This window comes from Anthropogastromicrobium sp. (assembly GCF_037349415.1).
GTDB classification, from domain to species: Bacteria; Bacillota; Clostridia; order Lachnospirales; family Lachnospiraceae; genus Anthropogastromicrobium; species Anthropogastromicrobium aceti.
In genome coordinates, this window is sequence record NZ_JAXWCK010000012.1 from 30,731 (window position 1) to 56,418 (window position 25,688).

Consider the following 25,688-nt stretch of genomic DNA (forward strand, 5'->3'; position numbering starts at 1 on the left):
TCTGTAATGGAAAAAAAGTATGATTTTCAAAAGGCAGAGAAAGCATTGGAGAAAATGTGGCAGGATAATGATATCTATCGCTATCAGAATGGAAAAGAGAGAAAAATCTTTTCAATTGATACGCCGCCGCCGACTGTAAGCGGAAAGCTTCATATTGGTCATGTATTTTCCTATACACAGGCAGAGATGATTGCGCGTTTTAAGAGGATGCAGGGATACGATGTATTTTATCCATTTGGTTTTGATGATAATGGACTGCCGACAGAGCGCTTAGTTGAGCGCGATGAAAAAATTCGGGCAAATCAGATGCCTCGAAGTGAATTTCGGGCAAAGTGTATGAAAACGATAGGAACTTACGAGGGCGAGTTTAAAGAACTGTGGAGTCGTCTGGGTTTTAGTGTAGACTGGAATTTGCAGTATCAGACAGTATCAGATCGGGCACAAAGAATTTCACAGCGCTCTTTTATTGAGCTGGCAAAGAAGAGAAAAGCCTACATGAAGACATCTCCAGTACTGTGGTGTACTGAATGCCAAACTTCAATTGCACAGGCCGAGCTTGAGACAAAAGAGTGTGAGACGGTATTTAACTATCTGAATTTTACTACACCTATTGGCAATCTCTTGATTGCGACAACAAGACCAGAACTGCTTGCTGGATGCGCCTGCATTTTTGTTCATCCAGATGATACGCGATATAAGAAGTTTATCGGTCAGAAAGCAATAGTTCCGTTATATGATTTTGAAATTCCAATTCTTGCAGATGATACTGTAGCGATGGACAAGGGAACTGGCGTAGTTATGTGTGCATCATTTGGTGATTCAGCCGACGTTGAGTGGTATCAGAAGCATAAGTTAACATCTAAGGAAGTGATTCTTGCAGATGGAACAATCAGCGAGAAAATTGATTTTATAGGGAAAATGACTGTAAAAAAGGCCAGAGCGTATATCATTGAATTACTAAAGAAGCAAAATCTTTTGGTAAAACAAGAGACGATTCATCATATGGTTGCTGTTCATGAGCGCTGTCAGCATGAGGTTGAGTTCATTATGTCAAAACAGTGGTATATTGATGTTCTCTCAGAGAAGGACCGTTTTTTAAAGGCAGCAGATGAGATTCGATGGCATCCAGAGCATATGAAGAACCGCTATAAAATTTGGGTTGAAAACTTAAAGTGGGATTGGTGTATTTCAAGACAGCGTTATTTTGGTGTTCCATTTCCAGTATGGTACTGCAAAAAGTGTGGCAAACCGATTTTTGCAGAGGAGAGCCAACTGCCAGTAAATCCGCTTGAGCAGAGTCCATTAAAAGCATGTACGTGCGGCTGTAATGAGTTTATTCCAGAGACGGCTGTGTTTGATACATGGGCAACATCGTCAGTAACACCATTAATCAATGCACACTATAAAGAGACTGACGACATTTCAGATGAGATTTTTCCAATGGGAATGCGAAGTCAGGCACATGAGATCATTCGTACATGGGCATTCTATACTATTGTAAAGAGTCTGTATCATACAGGACAGGTTCCGTGGAAAGATATAATGATTAGTGGTTTTGTCTTGGCAAAGCCGGGAGAAAAAATTAGCAAGTCAAAAAATAATGCGTCCAATTCACCGATGATGCTGATAGAAAAACATTCTGCGGATGCGATGCGCTACTGGGCGGCAAACAGCAAGCTAGGAACAGATACATTTTTCAGCGAGGAAGAACTAAAAATTTCAAAACGTTTTTTAAATAAGCTGTACAATGCATCTAAATTTGTAATTTTTCAGTTGAATGAGTTTACACCAGAGAATGCGATGAAGGAAGAAAAAATGCTTCCGATAGATCGCTGGATCATGGAACGCGTAAATGAGACAACGATTCGCGCAGCACAGCTTCTAAATGAATTTGAGATCGGACAGGCACGCCATGAAATTGATGAGCTTTTTTGGAGCGATTTCTGCGATTTTTATATTGAAATTGCAAAAGAACGCCTTTATCAGCCACAAAAGCATGGAGAAGAAAATTGCAGATCTGGTCAGACTGCGCTGTATTACAGTCTTCTTGGAATCCTTAAGCTGTATGCGATTTATACACCGTATATGACAGACTATATCTTTCAGGAATATTATCGTCAATACGAAAAAGAGATTTCGCTGCATCAGACTATTTGGCAAACGAAAACGACACAGACAGAGTATCTTGAATTTGGCGAACATGTAAAGGCAACACTGACACAGGTAAGAAAAGATAAGACGCAAAAACAGATGTCGATGAAAGATCCTATTGAAAAGCTGACGATTACATGCCCAAAAGCGTACCGGGAATTTTATCAGAAGACACTTGGTGATCTTTATGCTTGCACGGCAGCGGAGAAGATTATGATTCGAAGTTAACAATATTTGCACTTGTCACATTTTTGCTGTTATGCTAAAATCATGGTGAAAATAAGTGGAAATTAAGTGAAAATTGAAACTATTAAATATAGAAAGGAAAGAAAAATGAGACTTATTATTGTTCGCCATGGCGATCCAAATTATGAGATTGACTCTTTGACAGAAAAAGGATGGAGAGAAGCAGAATTTCTTTCTGTTCGCATGGAAAAACAACTGCAGAAGGAACATACCTATATTTATACATCACCGCTTGGCCGTGCAAAGGATACAGCATCCTTGACCTTAAAGAAGCTTGGTATGACAGCGACTGAGTTTAAGTGGCTTCGTGAGTTCGAGGCACCGGCGATTGATGAGGATACTGGTACTTATAAGGTTTGTTGGGATTTGCTTCCTGCTCGTTGGACAAGTGAGCCAGCATATTATGATAAGGATCAGTGGATGAACACACCATTTATGAAAAAGGCAAAGGCAGATACTGAATCAGCATGGGTGTATGATGGTCTGGATTCACTGTTAAAAAAGCATGGATATACAAGAGAGAATGGCTATTATCGTGCAGAGCATGCAAACAGAGATACGATTGTGCTGTTTTGCCATTTTGGTGTAGAGTGCGTGATGCTTGGTCATCTGCTTGGAATATCACCAGTTGTTCTTTGGCATGGGACAGCAGCGGCACCGTCTTCTGTGACAACATTGTACACAGAGGAGAGAAGAGAAGGTATTGCAAGCTTTCGTATGCAGTCCTTTGGAGATCTGTCTCATTTATATGCAGCAGATGAGCCGGCATCCTTTGCAGCACGATTTTGTGAAACATATGATAATATGGAAGAAAGACATGATTGATCGTGTACTTTTTTTGACCGGGGGCAGCAATTTGCCCCCGGTTTTTTATTATAAAAAGCAGCTTGACATTAAAAAAACAACATCATATAATTATCAATGGTAACTAAATAATTATCAGTGATAATTATATAGAAGATTACTATAATTGACCACCAAAACAAGAAAGGAGAAAACATGGATTCTGAGAAAATAAAACGGATGCTTGATGCCTGCTATATGGCAAAAAGAATCAGAGAACTGCTTCCAAAGCTTCCAGATGGTGTTAGTCCGGCATATATCCAATATCTTGATGTTATTCATACGCTGCAGAAAACAAAAGAGTATGTGAAGGTATCTGATATTAGTGATGCTTTAAATCTTCCAAGACCAGGTGTCACGAGAACAGTCAAAGCTATGGAAGAGAAGGGATATCTCAAGAAGATTTCTTCAGACGAAGACGGGAGAGTTACGTATATTGCGATTACAAAAAGTGGAGAAGAATTGTCTGATAAGTACGACAGAAACTATTACAGCAGACTGGCTCCGTATCTGGACATGATTTCTGATGAGGAAGCAGATTGTATGATTCAGACAATAAAGAAATTTTATCAGGTCATGAGCGAAAGGAGAGTTGACATTGAGTAGAGAAAAAGTAAATGATAAGGCAGATTTCACGCAAGGCAGCATACTTGGAAAATTAATTCCATTTATGATTCCGATTCTTGGTGCACTTGTGCTGCAGGCAGCATATGGTGCAGTTGATCTTCTTGTGGTGGGAAGATTTGGAACGACATCTGGTCTTTCAGCAGTATCTACAGGCAGTCAGGTATTAAATCTTGTAACATTTGTGATAACACAGTTCGCAATGGGTATTACTGTTTTGATTGCAAGATATATTGGCGAGAAGAGGACACAGTCAATTGGTGCACTGATTGGCGGTTCTGTAGTTGTATTTGCGGTAATGTCAGCAGTGCTGTTTGTTATAATGATCGTGTTTTCGCGTCCGATTGCTGTATTGATGCAGGCACCAGAGGAAGCAGTAAGTCTGACATCTGTTTATGTAAAGATATGCGGAAGCGGTATTTTCTTTATTGTTGCTTATAATGTTCTTTCTGCTATTTTTAGAGGACTTGGAGACAGTAAGTCACCATTGATATTTGTTGCAGTTGCATGTGTTATCAATATTGCAGGAGATTTAATATTAGTAGCAGGGTTTCGTATGGATGCAGCAGGTGCAGCGATTGCGACTGTAGTAGCACAGGCTGTAAGTGTTGTGTTTGCATTATGGATGCTGATGAAAAAGAAGCTTCCATTTAAAATCACAAAAGCTGATTTTAAGGTTAATAGCCACTGCAAGCGTGCACTGAAAATTGGTCTTCCATTAGCACTTCAGGAATGCTTGACTCAGATTTCATTCCTTGCACTTTGTGCATTTGTCAATCGTCTGGGATTAGAGGCTTCATCTGGATATGGTGTTGCGTGTAAAATTGTAAATTTTGCGATGTTGATTCCAAGTTCCTTAATGCAGTCAATGGCATCATTTGTATCACAAAACGTTGGAGCAGGAAACGAAAAAAGAGCTAAAAACGCGATGTTTACTGGAATTGGTGTAGGTGTTTTGATTGGAATGGTTGTGTTTGCCATTGTTCTTCTTAAGGGGGATTTTTTGACAGGAATATTTACAACAGACGCCGATGTTATACAAAAAGGATATGATTATCTTAAAGGTTTTGCACTGGAGACAATTGTTACCGCTATATTATTTAGTATGATTGGTTATTTTAACGGACACGATCAGACTATGTGGGTAATGGCACAGGGACTGATCCAGACATTGCTTATTCGTCTTCCATTAGCATATTACATGAGTATTCAGCCAAATGCAAGTCTTACAAATATAGGATTTGCAGCACCGGTGGCAACAATTTTTGGAATTGTCTTAAATATAGGATTCTTTGTGTGGATGAATAAAGCCAGAAAGTGTATTTAAAAAAGAACATAGTGCAGTATGCTTGACAAAAAAATATTTTTTAAGTAAGCTAGAAAAGCATGAAAGATACAAAAAAGTTACATAAAGTATACGCAGGAAAGTGCCAATGCGGGCGCTTTTTGGGAAGGAATATGAAATGACAATCGAAGAAGCAGTTTGCTACTTAAAAAAGCAGGATTTAGCAGCACTTGAAGTTGGTACCTACCAGGTAAATGATGATTTTTATTTTATGATTCAGGAGTATGAGACAAAGCCGGCAGAGAATTGCCGTCTGGAGACTCATAATTGTTATGCAGATATTCAGTGGATCATTTCTGGTGAGGAGGAGATCGACACAGTAAGCAGAACTGGTTTAGAGACAGATGAGGAATATGATGAAAAGCGTGATGTTGCATTCTGGAAGGAGCCAGAGGAAATGTGTCAGTCCATTCTGACAACAGGTTCTTACGCAGTACTTCCTCCGAGCATTGCTCATAAGCCGCAGATGCGTGCTGGAAAAGAAGCTTGTCACGTAAAGAAGTGCGTAGCAAAAGTTAAATGGCAGGTTTAATCTATGTATGAGATTATGACATCAGATGAAGCAATCCGTTTGATTCGGGATGGAGACTGTATATGTGTTAATTCATTTGTGGGAATTGAAAATCCAGTGGAGCTGCATGAGGCACTTTATCGCCGCTATCAGAAAATGCAGTCACCTACCCATCTGACAATTGTTTCTAGTGCAGGATTTGGCGTGTGGGATACTGAACACAATGCTGAAGGATACATTCGTGACGGGGCAGTAGACAGGTTGATTTGTGGTCATTTTGGTGCTATGATGAGCACAAAAAAGCTTGTGTTGGAGGATCGCTTTGAGGCATACAATTTGCCGCTTGGCTGTATTTCTCATGCGATTCGCGCACAGGCAGGGGGACTTTCAGGTGCACTTTCAAAGGTTGGTCTTGATATATTTGTCGATCCGAGACTGGAGGGACCAGGAATCAACCGAGTTTCGATTGACGATTCGCTTGTAAAGCATGTAGAAGTGGATGGTGAGGAGTTTCTTTATTATAAGCTTCCGAAAATAACAATTGCGCTGATAAAGGGAACTGCGGCAGACCATAAGGGAAATATTACTTTTGACGATATGTTTATGTCTGGCGATGCACTTTCCATTTGTCAGGCTGTAAAGGCAAACAGAGGAAAAGTAATTGTCCAGGTAGATAGGCTGGTAGACACGCCGTCACGACCACGAAATGCTATTATTCCGGGCTGTCTGGTAGATGCGATTGTAGTTGCAGAGCCACAAGAGCGAAATGAAGCGTATACAGCGCTGACTGGAAGCTTTGAAATTCCATATGAGGAATGGCATATCTGGAGTGAGAAGATTGATCAGGCATCAGAAAAGATGCTCAAGGATAATACAATCGGAAAAATCATTGGAAGACGAGCTGCTAAAGAGCTTCGGGTTGATGATATTGTTAATATTGGAATTGGCATTCCGGAGATGGTTTCACGCTATGCAAGAAAGAGCGGCATGCTCGATATGGTAACACTGACTGTTGAATCAGGTGGTATTGGCGGTTTTCCAGTTTCTGGTGAGGCGTTTGGCGCGATGATCGGAGCTGCGTCCGTCTACGACATGGCAAACCAGTTTGATCTTTATGACAATGGCGGTTTGGATATATGCTTTATGGGTGCACTTGAGGTTGATCAATATGGAAATATTAATGCACACAGAGGTCCAGGTGCATTTGCTGGTATTGGTGGATTTGCCAATATAACTGCAAAGACACCAACTGTTGTATTCTGCATGAGCTTTAATGCAAAAGGCTTAACTGTATCACAAAAAAGTGGTGAGATTACTATTGAAAAAGAAGGATCAGTACCTAAATTTGTAGAGCATGTTAGTAGCATAAGCTTTTCGTCAAAGCGTGCAATCGAAAATGGGCAGAAGGTTTTGTATGTGACAGAGCGCTGTGTATTTAGACTGACACCTAAGGGACTTAAACTTATTGAGGTGTATCCTGGTATTGACGCGAAGCGTGATATTCTTGACCAGCTTCCGTTTGAGGTAGAATACAAACAGTAAAAACATATATTTTACAAGAACAGTACAAAAGAGAAGATAGGGTCAAGGCCCACTTCTTTTAGTGCTGTTTTTTTGCAAGTAGAGAACAAAAGGAGAAGCTATGAAATTGATACATATTTCTGATCTGCATCTTGGAAAGCGGATCAATGAATTTTCAATGCTGGAGGATCAGCGTTATATTTTGGAGCAGGTAGTCAAAATTTGCGTAGAAGAGCATGCAGACGCACTCCTTTTGGCGGGAGATATTTATGACAGACCTATTCCACCGACTGAGGCTGTTATGATGTTAGACTGGTTTTTTAACGCACTTGCAGCGCAAAAAATTAAAGTATGTGCTGTCAGCGGCAATCATGATTCAATGGAGCGCATTGCGTTTGGTGCAGGGCTGATGAAGCAATCAGGCGTGTACTTGTCTACAGTATATGATGGCAGTACACAGAAGGTTATATTGACAGATGAATTTGGAGAAGCACAAGTTTACCTTTTGCCATTTGTTCGTCCGTCTATTGTGCGCCGTGCACTGGGACAAGAGGAAATTGAGTCATATCAGGATGCAGTTTTTGCGGCAGTAAACCATATGGATATTGATACGAAAAAGCGAAATATTTTGGTGGCACATCAATTTGTTACGGGTGCAGGCCGCTGTGATTCGGAGGATATTGTTGTTGGCGGAGTTGATAATATAGATGCATCTATCTTTGAAGCATTTGATTATACGGCACTTGGTCATATTCATAGTCCGCAGAATATAAAAGAAAATGTGCGTTATTGCGGAACTTTATTAAAATATTCAGTTTCCGAGGCAGGACAGGAAAAATCAGTTACTGTTATCGAGATGGGAAAAAAGAATGATATTGTTATTCGCACAATTCCATTAATTCCAAAGCATGATCTTAGGGCAATTCATGGCTTTTATATGGAAGTGACAGCGCGCACATTTTATCAGGGGATGGCTACGGATGATTATGTGCAGATTACGCTGACAGATGAGGAAGATATTCCAGATGGAATGCAGAAGCTTCGCACTATCTATCCAAATCTTCTTGGTCTTTCTTATGACAATCTAAGAACAAGAACGCAGCAGACAATAGATTTTGACAGTAAGATTAAGCAAAAGAGTGAGAAACAGCTGTTTGAAGAACTTTACGAAAAGCAGAACAATCAGCCAATGAGTATAGAACAAAAACAATTTGTAGAAGAACTGTTTATGCGATTACAGGAGGACAAATCATGAGACCACAAGTGTTAACAGTCAGTGCGTTTGGACCATATGCAGGAGAGATAACGATTGATTTTGAACGTCTGGGGACGCAGGGACTTTATCTGATTACTGGAGATACTGGAGCAGGAAAAACAAGCATTTTTGATGCTATCACATTTGCACTATATGGAGAAGCCAGCGGTGAAGTGCGTGATCCGCAGATGTTTCGCAGCAAATATGCGAAAGCAGAGATAAAAACATATGTAGAGCTCACCTTTTGTTATAGGGGAGAGAAGTATCGCGTAAAAAGAAATCCAGAGTATCAGCGACCTAAGGGAAGAGGAACAGGCTTGACACTTCAAAAGGCAGAGGCAGAGCTTGAATATTTGTCAGATTCGAGCAGACCGATTGTGTCAAAGTCTAAGGATGTCACAAAAGCTGTAACCGAAATTTTAGGCCTGGATTATCGCCAATTTACGCAGATTGTTATGATTGCCCAGGGAGATTTTCAAAAGCTTCTTTTTGCTGACACGGCGACTAGAAAAGAAATTTTTAGACGAATATTTCATACAGAAAAATTTCAGCAGCTTCAGGATGCTCTTAAGGCAGAACTTAGCCGACAAAAAGAAGCATATGAGGATCTGCGAAAAGGCATTAGTCAGGAACTAAGCATGGCAGTCTGCCCTAATGGTGCTATTGAAGAGCCTGAATGGAACATATTAAAGAAAAATGGCTTTGACGGTCAGACACTTCGGGCAATTGAGTTAATTGAAGGATTTTTGTCAGCAGGGGAAGAAAAGTATCAGATGCTCAAAAAAGAGGAGGAAGAACTTTCAGGCAAACAGCGTACACTTGCCGTTTATGAAGAAAAGCTTCAGCGGTATAAAGAAACTTGTGAGAGTGTCAAGGAAAAAGAAAAACGATTAGAAACTTTGCTGCCAAAGGTGATAAAGGCACAGGAATTTTTTAATGAGCAGGTTAACAAACAGCCAAGACAAAAAGAGTTAGAAGCAAAAAAACATCGTCTGCAGCAGGATAAGCAGTTGTGCGAGGCAGTTCAATCAGAAGAAAAACAGCTTATACAAGTAAAAAATGATCTTAAAGAGAAAGAAAACACGCAATTAAGACAGTCTGAGGAAAGAAAAAAGCAGACACAGTATATAGAAGAAATGAATCGTCAGCTAGAACTATTAAAGGATTGTGAGGTGGCATATTCTCAGGCACTTTTGCAAATGAAGCAGATTGAAAAGCAAAAAAATGAGTGGGAAGAGATTCAAAAGCAAAAATTAGAAGTGGAAGAGACGATTTGTGAATTGCAGCGGTCTATTCAGTCTGTCTTTGATCAGAGAAAACAGCAAGAAGAACAGATAAAGGCTTGTGAAATTGAGATAGAAAAGCTGTCTGAAGCAGGAAGAGAGGAACAGCGCTGTCAAAGTCTGGTAGAGGATAGAAAACATCAGCTTGAGCAGTATCAGACAAGCTATGCAGAGTATAAAAGTACATGCGACTGTCAAAAAAAGAAGGAGCAGTCAATCATTCAGCAAAAAGAGCAGCTTGATAAGCTTAATGAGATGATACATAAAAAAGAGCAGCTTTGTGAAGAACTTAAAGACTGCGATGTACTTTTGGAACAGAAAAAAGCACAGATAAAGGAAAATAGCTATCGCCTTGAGGAACTTACTAAATTTGAAAAACAGCTGAAAGAAGAAAAAGAGCAGGAGCGTATACATGCAGAGCTTCAAAAAAAGTGTAAAATTTATATAGAGTCATATGAAAGCAGCCAGTCAGAGTGGAAGCAGGCATGGACATGTTATCTGAATGCGCAGGCAGGAATTTTAGCCGAAGGACTTGAAGAGGGCAAGCCTTGTCCAGTGTGCGGTTCTGTGCATCATCCTGTTCTGGCAGCAAAGAATTTACAGACAGTGAGCCGTGAAGAACTTGATGAAATGCAAAAGAAAACAGATGAAGCACAAAGAAAAGCAGAAAAGGCAAGTGCCGCGGCACAAGCAAGTTACGCTCAGCTTCAAAAGCTGCGCCAGACTATGTTTGATGAAATTACAAAATGGGTTAAAGGTGAAGAAGTAATATTTGAATCAATTAAGACATGTGATCAGGCAGAAGAATTACTAAAGAAAAGCTTCAAACAGCTATGTCAAAAAAAAGAACAGCTTTTGACACAAAAGACAAGCTTAGAACAACAAAGCACGACGTATCATTGCCTAACAACAGAACTTGTAAATGCTAAAGAACAACAGCAGTTTGCTGTCAGCCAGCTTCAAAAGGAAAAAGAAAATTATGCAGTGCTGACCGATAAGGCGGCGAGCATGAAAAAGTCGCTTGATCAGATTGCAGCTGATAAAAATGAGACAGAAAAGGAAATATTTTTGACGAAACAATTACAGCAGGCAAAGGAGGCGCTTTTGCAGGCGGGCAAGATGATTTCATATGCAAGATCATTAAGAGAAAAAGAAGATGAGCTTAAGAAGAACAAAGAAAATTTGATGCAAAAAGAGCAGGAGCAAAGGACAAACCTTGATGGTATGCTAGGAAAGCTTGATATTACAAAAATCCAAATTGAAAAGCTCAAGAAAGAGGTAGAAAGTGATTTTGCTATTGCCAAATTGTATGAGGATAAAAAAGAGCAGGTAAACAGGCTTAGGGCAGAGGCAGAAAAGAAAGATCTGATGCAAAAAGAACTTTTGCAGGAACAGACAAAAAAAGAAAAAGCAGATGAGGCATTTCGTCAGCTGGAGCTTTTAATTGCAGAGGAGCGAGCCACAAATCAGGAGCGAGAAAACAGTCTGAGACAAAAATATGATTCTTTGCAGGCACAGAATGCGCAGTGGGATGGCCAAAGCGCACAAGAGCTTTGTTTATGTTTGCAAGAGCAAATGAAACGAATCGAGAGCGAGCAGCAGCAAATTGAGCAGGTATATCAGGCAGCACAAAAAGAGATGCACAGCCTGAAGGCAGATGAGCAAATCTTAAGAAACAGCATAGAGGAGGGGAAAAAGCAGATTCTTTCGATACTAGAAGACAATGGCGGTACAATGCCAGAGGAAGAACTGGTAAAAAAAGAACAGGAGGAATTGTCGATTAAAAAAGAGATAACTTCACAGGAATGTCGGACTTGGTTTGCCGAGAATGAGAAGAATCGTGCTGTACTTCTTGGCGTTAAGAAACACCAGACAGTAATGCAGGAAACAGAGAAAAAATATGTTTGGGTACGTGAACTCTCAAACACAGCAAACGGTCAGGTTACAGGAAAGCCTAAAATCGAGCTTGAAACATATGTTCAGATGGCTTATTTCGAGCGCATACTGCGACGGGCAAATGTGCGTTTAATGACGATGAGTCAGGGACAGTATGAGTTAAAGCGTCGTGAGGATGCCGAAAATAAAAAAGAAAAAGCAGGACTTGATTTAAATGTTATCGATCATTACAATGGAAGTGAGCGAAGTGTACGGACACTTTCGGGCGGCGAGAGCTTTCAGGCAGCTTTGTCTCTTGCACTTGGTCTTTCAGATGAGATACAGTCAATAGCAGGTGGCATTCAGATTGATACGATGTTTGTGGATGAGGGATTTGGCTCATTAGATGAGGCAGCACTTTCGCAGGCATTAAAGGCACTTGCAAATCTGGCGGACAAAAATCGTATGGTTGGCATCATTTCACATGTGGCAGAGCTAAAGGATTCTATTAACAAAAAGATTCTTGTCACAAAGACGATGGGAACAGACGGTCCTGGCAGCTATATAAAAATTGAAACAAATTAAAATCATAAAACATAGAAAAATGAAAGGACGGAAAAGAAGAATGAATGGACTGCAAAAAGAAATTGAAAGTAGACACCTTCCAGAGCTGATGCGTTTGGAGAATGGAGATGCGGTAACAAACTATGAGGATTGGAAGCTTCGTCGGGAAGAAATTAAAAAGCTATTGTGTCATGAATATATGGGAGTAACACCAGAAAATATCAAATCTGCATTTGAATGTGTGGGTGTGGATGAAGATGCATATGGTGGAAAGGCAACTGAAAAAACAATAAAAGTTCAGTTAGCAAATAATAATGACGCATACGAGTTTATATTTAAATTGATTTTGCCAAAAGCAGTAAAGGAAAAGATACCTGCATTTCTTCATCTGCAGTTTAATGAACTTGTGGCTGGAGGCTTGGGTGAAGAAATAATAGATAACGGATATGCAATTGTGCACGTATGTTATCAGGATATTGATCCAGATGACAGTAAGGAGAGCTTTTTAGGTGTAAGCCGCTTTGAAAAAGATTGGATTAATAAAGATCGTTGGGGTAAGATTGCAGTTTGGGCATTTGGAGCAAGCAAAATAATGGATTATTTACAGACTGTAGTACAGCTTGATCATGCCCGCATTGCAGTAATAGGTCATTCACGTCTGGCGCTGACAGCCCTATGGTGTGCTGCGATGGATGAGCGTTTTTCTCTTGCTGTGGCTGGAAATTCAGGAAGTCTTTACCGTGGCAGTCAGGCAGAAAGTTTTCGTGATCTGTCACGTGAATATACACGTTACTGGTTTTGCCCGAATTTGTTTCGTGATGATCGTGATGCAAATGATTTGCCATTTGACATGCATTTTTTAATTGCACTTATTGCACCTCGATATGTTTGCCTGACAGGAGCTACGCGTGATCTCTGGGCAGATGCGCATTCTGAGGTACTAAGCGGACTTGCTGCCAGTCCAGCTTTTGAAATATTAGGACAGAAAGGACTGATTTGCCCAGATGAAATATTGCCAGATACCTTATATGATGAAGGAAATATTTCATTTTTCCTTCGCGCAGGTACACATTTTCTGGGACGTGATGACTGGCATGCGGTAATTAAGTATCGAGAAGAAAAAAATATATAAAATCATAATGACAATAAGTAAAACAAAAAGTGCCGTTAATCTAAGCTAAAGAAGCTTTGGATTAGCGGCATTATAATGCAGAAAATTTTAAATTTCCTCAAAATCTTATTTTAGGGCTTGAATTATATTTATATGTATACTATAATATACACAAATATATAATATTACATGAAGTGGAGGGAAATGCAATGTTAGAAATTGGAAACAAACTCAGAGAAAATGGGTATCTCTCAAATTCGTACATTAATTTTGCTGTAATGAGCGCGATAAACGGGGTTCCGCTTCTAGTAGAAGGTGATCCAGGCGTTGGAAAAACGTCACTTGCCTATGCTACAGCGAAGATGCTTGATTTGGAGCTTCTGCGTGTTCAGTTCTACGATGGTCTGTCTTATGATAAGATTCTGTATGACTATGATTATCAGAAACAGCTCCTGACGATTCAGGCGATCCAGGGAACGATTAAGGAATCGCTTGCAGGAAAAGACTTGCAGGAATCGCTGGATGCGGCAGGCAAAATCAATTTTTATGGACGTGATTTTTTGATTGAACGCCCGATCTTAAAGGCAATTAGCGGAAAGAAACGCTATGTTCTCTTGTTGGACGAAGTGGAGAAAGCATCAGAGGAGATAGAATACACGCTGCTTGAAGTGCTGGAGAATTTCAGCATTTCCATTCCGCAGTATGGTACCGTGACCTGTCCAGAAGAGATGCGTCCAATCGTATTTCTCACATCTAACCGCTACAGAGATCTGTCGCAGGCATTGAAACGTCGTTGCAACTATCTTTACATTAAGCAAAAGACAGCCGAAGAGTTGAAAGAAATACTTCAAATGCAGAGCAGCATTGACCCGAAAGTTGCAGAATCGGTAGCAAATTGTGCAAAACAGATTCGCTCTTTGCCGTTAAAACAGCAACCTTCCATTTCAGAACTGAGTGAGTGGGCAAAGTATTTGTCTACGTTGAATAGTGACGAACTTGGGGAAGAAACGCTTAAAGCTTCTCTCTGTATGATTGCGAAAAACAAGGAAGACCGTCAGACCATGGAAAATGCAAAACTGTTCTAATGGAGGAATGCAATGCAAAAAGATATTCTTGATTTTCTTTCGGAATTTGCTGTTTTTCTCCAAGACCATAAATTTGCAGTTTCCGAGAGTGCACTTGCACATCTGCTAAGATTAGTGGAATCAGCCGGTGTGGATATCACAGAGGAAGATGAAATGTTGGCCGCACTTTCTGTCTGCCTGGCAAAGACAGGCGAGCAGGTAGCAAAGATGAAAGCGTTGTTTCGAGAGTTTCTGAGCAAAAAAACAATCCCGCAAAGAGAGAAACAAAAGGAAAAAGAGAAGCAGGAGAAACGAAAAGAACTGGACTTATTTGTGTCTGACGTTCAAAAACAGCTGGAGAATTTGAAAAAACAAAAAGAACGGATTCGAAAGAATATAATTCAAAAGGCGCATGAGAATGAGTCGAAACCAAAGGTAAGCAGAAAAACACAGACACAGTTAAAGAAATTGTCGGAAACAAAAACAAAGTCTCAAAAGCAGATAGAACAAGCTAAAAAAATGCTTTTAGGTGAACTGCCATGGGATGAGAAACAGGCAGGTTGCTTATATCAGACATTGATGAAGCAGGCAGAGAAAAGTCTATACGATGGAGATTTGGAACAGGTAGACGCAATGATGGATATCAGTAAGGAACTAAGTTCTGCTATCACAAAAAGGCAAAAGAATACGGCTGAGTTGGAGTCTGCAATCAGTCAGGCACAAGAAGAAACGGACCAGCAAATAAAAAAGCTGCAGCGTCAGATGAAGGATGAACAGCGACGCTATGAGGACACGTGCAGAGAACTGGATCGTGCCTTTGAACAAATGAAAAGAGGCATGGATAGTTCCAATGATTCGCTAACAATTAAGCCGTCTTCCGTGATCCATCGTGCAGATTTCATCGGCGGCGGAAGTATACAAACGATGAATGCAGAGTTTGTGAGACTTAGCGAGAAGCCGTTTAAAAAGCTGACGGAAGCAGAAAAAAATCAAATGCGCGAATACCTGCGCCAGAATCTTCTGGCATTTAAGACGCGTATGACCAGAAATATTAACAGCAAAAGGCGATTGTCTCTGAACCTGGAGGAGACAATGCGAGAGTCTATTCGCACCTGCGGACAGCCCATCAACCTTATATATAAGCAGCCACGGCGCAGCAAGGCCGATCTGGTTCTCATTTTGGATGTGTCCGGTTCCTGCAAGGATGCATCGGAGATGATGCTCACCTTCATAGGGCTTTTGAAAGAGGTCTTTCCACGAGGATGCAGTGCATTTGCTTTTGTCAATTCTCTGTATGATATATCCAGGGTGTACGATACAGAAGATGTTGATAATGCTGCAAAACAGATTCTTACGATGATTCCGCGCAGCGGGCAGTACTCAAACTATGAGCGACCATTGCGGAGTATGTGGAAAGAGTACCGCAATCGCATCAGCAAGGATAGCATGATCATCTTTATTGGCGATGCAAGAAACAACAAAAACGATGCCGGGGAGAATTATATAAAAAACATCTGCCGAAAGGCGAAATGTGCGTATTGGTTAAATACGGATGATCGTAAAAAGTGGGATCAGGGCGATTCAATTGCCTCTGTATATGGACACTATGCAGCGATGTATGAGATAAGGAATATCCGACAATTACTGGGATTTCTTTCTGAAATGAAGTAATTGCCGGGGCAATAAGAGAAGAAAGGAGGATGGCTGTCTGCAGGATGGCAGATCGCCAGAAAAGCAATATGAGAACGCCAGAAAAATGGATCAATGTAGACGAATCATTTGAAAAAAAATATCCGTCACTGTACCAGACAATCACACAGATGCCAGAATTTATTGAGCACAACAAAAAAGCAGAGGCCGGCATCTCAAAAGTTGGAAATGTAAAGCTTTTGTGGGCTTTGCAGGTGCAGACGATCTTGACGAAACAAGATCTCCTGAAATCGGTATCGTTGCAGAAGGACTACGTACAGTATGCGTCAGACTTTGGAAAACCAGTTCCAATCAATGAAGTACAGAGAAATAAATGGGGACGATGGCTTTCGACCTCAGAGGTAGAAACGCAGATATTGCCGCAGCTTCGGGAGCATATTCGTCAAAAATTAGGTAAACCAGATTGGAAATTCCAATTGGATGTTGAAAATATTGGAAAGAAAAAAGAAATTTATCAGATATGGTTGAATGCAGATGAACTACCGGTTGTGTTAGAAAGGAAGATAGATTGTACACGATTGGGATTGTGTACGGACATAGATGAAGTACAGTCTTATCTTTTAGAGCTGACTGATGAAATAATTGAAGATGTCCGCAAAGAGCAAGCAGCCAGGCAGCGCCAACAAATGAAAGACTTGATTCGAGATTACTGGGAAGAGATTGAAAGAAAGGGGCAGGAATGTGTGAATGCGTATTTGGGCCAGCTGTGCAGGAACAATGCCAAATTTGAGGGAACCTTGCATTGCAACAAATATGAAGACAAAAGAGTAGATATCACAGTCTCGCACCTAGGAATGAAGTTCATTTGCGATACTTTTTCAGGCAAATCCATTGCATCTTTTTTTCAGGAGCCGACATGGATAAAATCATATCTAAAGATTACAGAGCAGAACGACAGATTATGGGATTTAATTTGTGTAGATTGGGATGCTGCGACTGAAGCAAAACTAAAAAAGTTTGTAAAAAAACTGGAACAGGAAGTAAAAGAAGGCATTCCATTAGCTCCATCCACAAGTCCAGTATCATACAAGCGTGAGTTGGATGACAAGGTAAAGGAATATAACAGTTGGGCGATTTCATGGCTGGATGGCTTTAGTACAGGAATGGAGAAGGCTGTTGATGGAAAACTGTATATTGAGCAGCAGAAAGTAATTTTTACAAGTGAAGCCGGCAGCATTACGGTTAACGGAAAGGGTTCGAAGTATACGGCATCGGAACAATTTAAAAAGTACCAGCTATTAAAGAATACCAAGCTCCGTGAACGCTGCAGACAACATGCCATTGAAGTTTTTTCAGGATTTGGACGCATTAAATGCAAATCAAAGAATGCGGGAATCTTAAACGGGGACACAAAGCTTACCTTCCATATGGCTGGTATTCCGACATTTTCCTATTTGTATAAGACTGCCTCTTATCAGCAATCTGTTCCCGAATGGAAAAAGACACTGCAAAGGAATGTGAAACAGATTAAGATGTTGGCAGCAGCCACCAAAGAAGAACGGAAAAATGAGCTTAAAAAGCAATATCATCTGTATCTGGATTCTTATCTTGCACGCGATATTTTTGAGTGTGTTTCCAAAAATGAAACTTATATTACACAAAATGCAGTGGTGCAGTTAATGCGCGGTACCAAAGTGACATTGAATGCCAACGTTCTTGAATCACGTGGGCATGGATTCTACAGCTTATACAGTGCAGATGAGGTTTCAGACATGGTAACAGAGATGCTTGATTCAGAAATACTGATGTCAAAAGAGATTAAAGGCACATACGGCTATTTCTACATTTTGAAGATACCTCAAAAGACACGGCAGGAGTTGGAAGAACTGAATACCTTGATGGGGGATGAGCAGAGTAGTTGGACAGAGACAAAGCAAGAAGAAGTGCGCAAGAACCTGCGTGATGGCATAGCAATCTCAGATTCGGAAGCAGAGAGATTTTTGAACTACGAAATTTTGAGAAAAGAAAAAAGTCCCAGCACCTATATGGATCTGATAAATCTGGCAAGTAATCCAATTGTTTTGGTTTTGCATGAGTTAGAAGTGCGAAAATATTTTGCAGATGCACCAGAAATGATAATAAAATTTGTAAAGCTGCGATATAAGAATGCAAATACGCATGAGAAGAAAGTGGTAAAGCAATTTTTCTTGTGTTGAAAAACAGTCAGATAAGTGGTATACTTGTATAAAATGAAGATGGGAAGGAGTAAATTTTATAATGAAAGCGGTAACGTTTGGAGAAATTATGCTGCGCCTTAAGACACCTGAATATCTTCGTATCGTGCAGGCACAGAATTTTGAAGCAAGTTATGGCGGGGCGGAGGCAAATGTGGCAGCAGGACTTGCCATGTTAAAAGAAGAAGCAGCATTGGTTACGAAGCTTCCCGATAATCCAGTTGGTCAGGCAGCATTAAATGAGCTTCGCCGTTACGGAACGGATACCACTCATATTTTAAGAGGCGGAAAACGTCTTGGCATTTACTATTTTGAAAAGGGAAATAATATTCGTCCTACAAATGTGGTGTATGACCGCGCTGACAGTGCATTTGCCTGTTCAAAGCCAGACGAATATGACTGGGATCAAATTCTGGAAGATACTGATATTTTCTTTTTCTCTGGAGTAACGCCGGCAGTCAGTGAGAGCGTCAAGGAAACAGTTTTGGATGCACTTCGATGCTGTAAAAGAAAGGGAATCGAGGTAGTCTGTGATTTAAATTATCGCGCTAAGATGTGGGATAAAAATACAGCCCAGTGCGTTATGCGAGAGCTTATGCCATATGTAACACTTTGCATTGCAAATGATGAAGATTTTGAAGCTTCTCTTGGAATTCATGCATTTGATGGAGACATGTCAAGAGGAATTGAACAAATTGATACATATCGAGAGGGAATGCAGGAAATTACAAGACAGTTTCCAAATTGCAAAGCAGTAGCAAGTGTGCTTCGCAGTATGCATACAGTTGAAGATGGAGATTGGATGGCCATTTATCTGATCGGTGATCAGTTTTATGAGACGCCAGTACATCATGTACATAGTTTAGAAGCGGTAGGAGCAGGAGATGCATTTGCTGCAGCACTGATTCATATGCTGAAAAAGAAAGAAAATCCACAGTATACGATTGATTTTTCAATTGCAGCCAGTGTATTGAAGCTGATGATTCAACATGATTTTAATATTGTAACAGAAGAAGATATTATTCGTGTTATGAAATCAAATGATGTAAACTTGCAGCGCTAATAAAATTGGCTCCAAAAAGATATCATAACAAACAATATAACACGAAAGTAGCATAACTTATAAAACAAGAAAAATACTACCATAATAGGATAGCGTATAAGAGAGGAGAAAAACATGAAGCTTGCAGAAGCATTACAGGAAAGAGCAGATTTAAATAAGAAAATTGAGCAGCTTCGTTCTCGTATTACGAGCAATGCATTGATGCAGGAAGGAGTTTTGCCAGTAGAAGATCCAGAACAGCTTTTAAAGGAACTCGATGAATGCCTGAATCAGCTGGAAAAGTTGATTATCATAATTAATAAAACAAATATGGCAGTTGTATCAGATGGTGAATTGCTGTCAGACTTGCTTGCAAAGCGTGATGTTTTGAAATTGCGTATTGCAAGTTTTCAAAATACAATTTCAATTGCAAGTAATCTGTGCTTTAGATCACGCGGCGATGAAATTCGCCAATTATCAGCAGTTGATGTGAAGGCACTGCAAAAAAAGGTAGATGCCTTGAGTCGCGACTATCGAATATTGGATAATCGAATTCAGGCAGCAAACTGGACAGCAGATCTGATAGAAGAATGAAAAGATTGTAAGGTAATTAGAAACAGCAAAAAATAAGATAAGATAGCGGTAGCTGTGTGAGTGAATATCAGCTCAGCTGCAGAGCACAAAGCAGCAAAACATACAGAAAATAGAGAGGAAAAACATGTGAGGGAGAGCAGTATAAAATCATTGTAATCTCCAGCATCGTTACATGCGCATAGAAATTCTTTATCGTTACTACCAGATATTAACACACAGTGAGGGTGGGAGAGGGGCTTTATCGAATCTAATTTTTGTGATAATAAGCTGTGACATCGAATTATTATAAGATGTCACAGCTTATTTTTTGTTAAAAGGTATTGATAGTTTTCTCTTATCGGACGAGGTTTTCTGCGAAAAATGGATAAGTAAAAAAGTGCTACTGAATATATAATAACATAAAAGTAGCATAACTTAAATAGAATAAAATTTTCCACCCAGAACTTCTCCTTCAAAACAACATTTCTAACACACAAGAAAGCAAAAAAATAGAAGAGGAGAAACAATTCGTATTCCTCCTCTTTTTCGTTTATACAAAATTAGTCGTTAGACATACCACTCACAAGAACTTTTTCTTTTGCGGCATTCTTTTTGTCATTTTCCTGCTGTTGTTTTTCAGCAGCTTCTTTACCAAGAGCAAACGGAATTTTATCGCTTCCGATAAACTGGACAAAACGAAAATCATGTACATTGTGGCGGATGATCCAGTCAATATATGTCATGAAATAATGAGCAGTTAATAAATAGCCCATTGCATTCATATGACCGCAGAAATACTTACTGCGAAATTCTTCATCATATTTCGGAGCCTCATGATACAAGTCAATTACGTAACAGTTTTTCAAATAATCAGCGATTTCATGAAGTGCCTTTGCGTGTGATTCCTCTTTCCAGTTTCCAGTACCTTCATCTGGCATTGTTACCAGAAAAAATTTGGTGTGAGGCTGCATCTTCTGAATACGCTGGATAATCTTTGCGTACCAGCCAACAAACGTATTTGCATTCTTATTATAATCTTCAAGACAAATGTCTGTTTTTGCTGAACCGACATTTCCTTCGTACAAATCATTTAAGTTATTTTTACCCTTTAAATCATTTACACCGAGTGCAATGATATAACCCTGCTTTAAATTAAATGGGTCAAATAAGTGTGCAATATCTGCATTTGGTCCGTCCTGCTTGTCTGCTTCCTGATACATATGAAAAGCAGTCATACCACCGCGCGAAAAGTTCGTTACTGAAATACCAGTGATGCGCTCAATTTGCTTACCCCAGGAGTATTCATAAAAGTCCCAGTAGCCTTTTTGACCATTATCCCAATATTCAAATTCACCACTCGCAAGACTGTCTCCAATGCATCCAATCGTGCGAAAGATGTTCATCATGCCTCCATCTCGAATTATATTCTGCAGTGGGCAATCTTCAAAATCTTCATGTGTACTCATAATAAGCCTCCAACTTGTAATTATCCAAATAAGCATAAAATTATTTTTATGTATCTTTATTATAGACAACTATATTTTAATGTCAATTACAAATATTGTGTTCTTTATTTTTTATCAAAAGCCTTTAACAATTCATTTTGCAGTGCTTCAATTTTCTTATCTTTTTCTATACGCACTTCATTAAGTTCTTTTTGATGTGCTTGTGATAATTCTAAACGAAGGGACAGCAGTGCAGTTTTTGCTTCCTGAAGGGCAGCCTGATCAGAAAGCTGCCTGGTCTGCATATCAAAGAGTTGTTTTTGAAGAGCAGCAATTTCTTCATCTTTTTCCTTTCGGATTGTTTCTTCTGCTTTATGTATTTCTTCTTTTTTTAATAACTCAGCTTCATAAGCAGCTTTCTCTTTTTCGGAAATAGCTTTGCGTAATTCTTCTTCAAATGTTTGTTTTTCCTTTCTGGAAGAAGTCTTTTCATCTTCCAATTGCTTTTCAAGCTCATGGAAGCGTGCTGCCATCTGGTTATATTCTTCTTTCTCTTTTTCAGTCTGCTTTACCTGAGAAAGAAGTACCTCATTCATTGCCTGCTTTGCATCAACTTGTTCGTTAGCAGCAGCCAGTGACTTTTCCAACCGTTCTATTACAGCTGTCAATTCTTTATTTTTAGCCTGAAATTCGGCAGCTTCTTTTTGTGCATTTGTCTTTTCAAGTGTAAGTTCATTTACCATGCGATCACGCTGGTTTCTAAGCTCTTTTATTGTCTTGGCATTTTCTTCAAGCTGATTATGAAATTCACCGCGGATTCGATCATCAGATGATGATACGGCACGTAAGGCCTCTAAATAAAGACGAACAAGTGTATTTGCATACTGCTCGAATGTTTCTACATTTTTTTCTTGATCAGATGCAGCCACTGTCGCCTTTTCTTGTTCAAGCGAATAGGTATCCATCAATGTATTAAATACACGATCCTTATTGCCTCCGATTGAAGCTGATAGTAATTCCAAGCGTTCCTTTGTCTCATCTGAGATACGAAATGATTTGATTCCAGTCATGATAAGCCTCCTGTTTTTAATCTATATTTCTATTGTAATACATAGTGTTTACTTTGTAAAGTACACGTTTACATTTATATTAAAATAAAGTACGTATAATGAATATTATACGTACTTTTTGTGTGGAATTAGCTTGATTTTAGGTAAAAAATAGGATATAATATCCATGTTAGCAAATAAACGAACTACATTTTACTATTATACGAACTTTATACCAAAAAGCACTTTAAACAGAATAAGAATTTTATTAGAAAATAGGAGATGTATTACAGAATGGCAAATAAGAAATCACTTGCTCTAACCAAGGAGCAATATGAAAATTTGATTGGATCGATGAGAAAAGGAGGTAATACTTTTAGGGCAAATGATAGGATTGCGACAGCACTTGTCCTAGAAGCAAACCTCGGACTTAGAATAGGAGATATTTTAAAGCTTAGACTGCAGGATATTGTGTTGGATGGAGGACGGTATCGCCTTGATATTACAGAGGAAAAAACACAGAAAAAGCGTATATTTACAGTTCCACAGCCGATTTACCAGTATCTGAGAGTATATTGTATTGATCACGACATAAAAACAGATCAGACTATTTTCCCGATTACTGAGCGTACTATACAAAAATATCTTGCAAAAGTGACATCTGAACTCGGATATCCTAATATTGGCACTCACAGCTTTCGTAAGTTTTTTGCAACGGAAATTTATGTAAACAACAATTATAATATCATTCTTGTACAGCAGCTTTTACAGCACAGCTCTGCGGCTATTACGCAGCGCTATATCGGTATTTCAAGTAAGGAATTAGAGGATGCACTGGCAGGCCATATTGAGCTTTTATAAAAATTAAAAGGCTGTTTTGATGCTCATACATGTAAACACCAAAACAGCCCTCTGCATTATTTATTTTATTCCATGCTTTAATATGGGATTTTATTTAGTGAGATGTATTGTCGCGCTTTCTGTTCAGGTAAATATCCAGCTTTTCCTTCATATTTTCCGGAATTTCCTTGGAAACAGGACAATGCTTTGCACATGCCATATGCTCAGTAAATGCTGTGATAAAAGCAACATCCTTTGCCATATGCTCCGCCTTCATGACATCCATTGTGTCATATCGATTGTGGATGGTGGCTGTATTTCCAGATGCAATACGTGCAAAAGAAACAGCAGGAATACCCTTATCAGCGAATGGAGTAGAGTCACTAGAGTAAACACCCTGTCTTGCAGCCATTCCAAAACCTGTCTCAGAAGCAAGGTATTCAATATAGTGAACAAGCTTTTCTTCAGAAGTACAGCAGGCAATAAACTTACCCATGATACAGCCGATCATATCCAGATTGATATTTAAAACAGTCTTCTTTAAGTCCTCTTCATGACCTGCAACATATGCCTTAGAGCCAAGAAGACCTCTTTCCTCACTGCCGCACCATAAGAAGCGAAGGCTATAGTGATGCGGATGCTGTCTAAAATAATCTGCAATACCAAGAAGACCAACACTTCCGGACATATTGTCGTATACACCCTGTGACAGAGGGGTAGAATCATAATGTGCACTCAAAATGATCATCTCATCAGTTTCACCAGGAAGATCTAAAATTACATTATGAGAATCACCCATCCATTCATCCTGATTTAAAACAATTTTTGCATTAGCTGCATTCTGATTTACTAGCTTGATTGCAGATTTTGCATTGATATTGACACAAGGAATTTTTTTGTTGTCACTTCCTTCACGCACAAAGCTTCTGAGCTCACGAAGATCAATATCTTCATCTGCATAGTTTGCATTTCCATCATATGTAATAATGCCAACAGCGCCATTTTCAATTAAATCGCGATAGCCCCAGTAGCCAACACCGCCGTCGAGCATAACAATCTTTCCCTTACACTGAGCAAGTGAGCAGGCATCAGTATTTGGCATATAATAAAATGGTGCTTCAACAGTACCGCTTCCAGCACAGCGATATCCCTTGCAAGGAATTTCTTTGCCATCAACAGTCAGTACTGCTTCGTGGATATCACACATTTCAACCTGAAATGCCTCCAGACGAGTTTCAAATCCCATTTTTTTACAGCATTCCTGCAGATAAATTGCACAATCTGCTTCCTCTTGTGTGCCACTGATACGTACATGCGCCATATCCTTAAGGATATGCATCATTTCTTCCTGATAATTTTCTGTAAACAAGGCCATTTTTTCCCTCTTTTCCGCAACGCCTTCTTTTTTTAAATAATTCCCGCGTATGCTTGTTTTTGTATTATCACAAAATCCATTATAAGAGCAGAAAAATATAAAGTCAAGCATTGACAAAAAGTGCTGCACATAAAAAATAATCTTACAGAATAGAGTGGTAGCAATCAGATGCATATAATAAGGAAGTAAGGCTTGAGCAAAAAAATCAAACATGGATTTACAATCATTGCCCTTTTTTGTACTGTTTTTTTAATGGGTCGTGGGGCAGGCTATTTGCAGGAAACAGCTGCAGCCGTGTCATATTCAGAAAACTGGGGACTTGGCTTTGGTGCATCAGGTACACAGCCAACAGGAAATGCCTCTGCTAAGGAGCTCGCAGAATACGATGCTTTTTATATTGGAAATGCAGATGAAAAAACAATTTATTTAACATTTGACTGTGGTTATGAAAATGGAAATACTGGTGCCATACTAGATGCGTTAAAAAAACATAATGCAAAGGCAACCTTCTTTGTGGTTGGCCATTTTTTAGAGTCTGCACCTGATCTGGTGAATCGTATGGTGCAAGAAGGCCATACAGTAGGAAATCATACATATCACCATCCTGACATGTCCTCTATATCAACAATAGAAAGCTTTAAAAAAGAACTTGATGATGTACGCAGTCTGTATAAAAAGATAACAGGGTTGGAAATGACATGGTATTATCGTCCACCACAGGGAAAATACAGTACACAAAATTTAAAAATGGCGCAAGAATTAGGTTATAAAACATTTTTCTGGAGTCTTGCCTATGTTGATTGGAATGCTGACAATCAGCCAACACATGATGAAGCATTCTCCAAATTAATTCCAAGAATACATCCTGGTGCAATTGTGCTTCTGCATAATACCTCAAAGACAAATGGTGAAATTCTAGATGAGCTTTTAACAAAATGGGAAGAAATGGGATATTCCTTTAAAACACTTGAAGAATTTTAGAAAGCGCTTGATATTTAATGCAATTTTTGTTATACTTTTTAAGTATTAGGCGCGTAGCCTCGATCCACGGCTGTCAGGGAAAATCTCTCTGGCAGCCGTTTTTTTT

The 25,688-nt window shown here is 39.4% G+C and carries 19 protein-coding genes; 16 read left to right on the forward strand and 3 right to left on the reverse strand.

Features of this window, described 5'->3' with window-relative positions; all coding sequences use genetic code 11:
- Window positions 1-6 precede the first annotated feature (6 nt).
- The 14 genes from WJP93_RS00965 (at window position 7) to WJP93_RS01030 (ending at window position 19,913) form a co-directional block, all read left to right on the forward strand.
- On the forward strand, window positions 7-2,379 hold the full coding sequence (locus WJP93_RS00965; protein WP_337546346.1) for a valine--tRNA ligase: 2,373 nt from the start codon (window positions 7-9) through the stop codon (window positions 2,377-2,379).
- Between the two features lie 105 nt (window positions 2,380-2,484).
- Window positions 2,485-3,222, forward strand: a complete 738-nt coding sequence (locus tag WJP93_RS00970; RefSeq protein WP_337546348.1) for a histidine phosphatase family protein — start codon at window positions 2,485-2,487, stop codon at window positions 3,220-3,222.
- A gap of 174 nt (window positions 3,223-3,396) precedes the next feature.
- Window positions 3,397-3,846 (forward strand): MarR family transcriptional regulator, encoded by a 450-nt coding sequence (locus WJP93_RS00975; protein WP_118613830.1) that lies wholly within the window; start codon window positions 3,397-3,399, stop codon window positions 3,844-3,846.
- A gap of 64 nt (window positions 3,847-3,910) precedes the next feature.
- Window positions 3,911-5,191 (forward strand): MATE family efflux transporter, encoded by a 1,281-nt coding sequence (locus WJP93_RS00980; protein WP_337546516.1) that lies wholly within the window; start codon window positions 3,911-3,913, stop codon window positions 5,189-5,191.
- Window positions 5,192-5,327: 136 nt separating this feature from the next.
- Window positions 5,328-5,741, forward strand: a complete 414-nt coding sequence (locus WJP93_RS00985) for a YhcH/YjgK/YiaL family protein (RefSeq protein ID WP_337546350.1) — start codon at window positions 5,328-5,330, stop codon at window positions 5,739-5,741.
- A gap of 3 nt (window positions 5,742-5,744) precedes the next feature.
- On the forward strand, window positions 5,745-7,262 hold the full coding sequence (locus tag WJP93_RS00990) for a CoA-transferase (RefSeq protein WP_337546352.1): 1,518 nt from the start codon (window positions 5,745-5,747) through the stop codon (window positions 7,260-7,262).
- Between the two features lie 100 nt (window positions 7,263-7,362).
- Window positions 7,363-8,496, forward strand: coding sequence for an exonuclease SbcCD subunit D (locus tag WJP93_RS00995; RefSeq protein ID WP_337546353.1), 1,134 nt, complete (start codon window positions 7,363-7,365; stop codon window positions 8,494-8,496).
- The gene (locus WJP93_RS01000; RefSeq protein WP_337546355.1) at window positions 8,493-12,239 is read left to right on the forward strand and encodes an AAA family ATPase; all 3,747 of its coding nucleotides are present in this window, start codon (window positions 8,493-8,495) and stop codon (window positions 12,237-12,239) included. The genes WJP93_RS00995 and WJP93_RS01000 overlap by 4 nt, the downstream gene beginning before the upstream one ends.
- Window positions 12,240-12,279: 40 nt before the next feature.
- Window positions 12,280-13,350 carry a hypothetical protein gene (locus WJP93_RS01005; RefSeq protein ID WP_337546356.1) on the forward strand — a complete coding sequence of 357 codons (1,071 nt, stop codon included), beginning with the start codon at window positions 12,280-12,282 and terminating at the stop codon, window positions 13,348-13,350.
- A gap of 188 nt (window positions 13,351-13,538) precedes the next feature.
- Window positions 13,539-14,414, forward strand: a complete 876-nt coding sequence (locus WJP93_RS01010; protein ID WP_337546357.1) for a MoxR family ATPase — start codon at window positions 13,539-13,541, stop codon at window positions 14,412-14,414.
- A 12-nt stretch (window positions 14,415-14,426) separates the two neighbouring features.
- Window positions 14,427-16,064 (forward strand): VWA domain-containing protein, encoded by a 1,638-nt coding sequence (locus WJP93_RS01015; RefSeq protein ID WP_337546358.1) that lies wholly within the window; start codon window positions 14,427-14,429, stop codon window positions 16,062-16,064.
- Window positions 16,065-16,108: 44 nt separating this feature from the next.
- Window positions 16,109-18,259, forward strand: a complete 2,151-nt coding sequence (locus WJP93_RS01020; protein ID WP_337546359.1) for a hypothetical protein — start codon at window positions 16,109-16,111, stop codon at window positions 18,257-18,259.
- A gap of 61 nt (window positions 18,260-18,320) precedes the next feature.
- Window positions 18,321-19,340: a sugar kinase gene (locus WJP93_RS01025; RefSeq protein ID WP_337546361.1), complete on the forward strand. Its 1,020-nt coding sequence runs from the start codon at window positions 18,321-18,323 to the stop codon at window positions 19,338-19,340.
- Between the two features lie 114 nt (window positions 19,341-19,454).
- Window positions 19,455-19,913, forward strand: a complete 459-nt coding sequence (locus WJP93_RS01030) for a DIP1984 family protein (RefSeq protein ID WP_337546362.1) — start codon at window positions 19,455-19,457, stop codon at window positions 19,911-19,913.
- A gap of 539 nt (window positions 19,914-20,452) precedes the next feature.
- Here the strand turns inward: WJP93_RS01030 and WJP93_RS01035 are convergent.
- Window positions 20,453-21,358, reverse strand: coding sequence for an SGNH/GDSL hydrolase family protein (locus WJP93_RS01035; RefSeq protein WP_227100510.1), 906 nt, complete (start codon window positions 21,356-21,358; stop codon window positions 20,453-20,455).
- 104 nt (window positions 21,359-21,462) lie between these two features.
- The gene (locus WJP93_RS01040) at window positions 21,463-22,407 is read right to left on the reverse strand and encodes a hypothetical protein (protein ID WP_337546365.1); all 945 of its coding nucleotides are present in this window, start codon (window positions 22,405-22,407) and stop codon (window positions 21,463-21,465) included.
- Window positions 22,408-22,680: 273 nt separating this feature from the next.
- Here WJP93_RS01040 and WJP93_RS01045 point away from each other — a divergent pair, with 273 nt between their 5' ends.
- Window positions 22,681-23,247, forward strand: coding sequence for a tyrosine-type recombinase/integrase (locus WJP93_RS01045; RefSeq protein WP_227100508.1), 567 nt, complete (start codon window positions 22,681-22,683; stop codon window positions 23,245-23,247).
- Window positions 23,248-23,341: 94 nt separating this feature from the next.
- On the opposite strand, the gene WJP93_RS01050 is transcribed toward WJP93_RS01045, so the two are convergent.
- Complete coding sequence (locus WJP93_RS01050) at window positions 23,342-24,601, reverse strand: DUF4910 domain-containing protein (protein WP_337546368.1); 1,260 nt, start codon at window positions 24,599-24,601, stop codon at window positions 23,342-23,344.
- A 252-nt stretch (window positions 24,602-24,853) separates the two neighbouring features.
- Between WJP93_RS01050 and WJP93_RS01055 the strand changes: the two genes are divergently transcribed.
- Window positions 24,854-25,582 carry a polysaccharide deacetylase family protein gene (locus WJP93_RS01055; RefSeq protein WP_337546517.1) on the forward strand — a complete coding sequence of 243 codons (729 nt, stop codon included), beginning with the start codon at window positions 24,854-24,856 and terminating at the stop codon, window positions 25,580-25,582.
- Window positions 25,583-25,688: the final 106 nt, after the last annotated feature.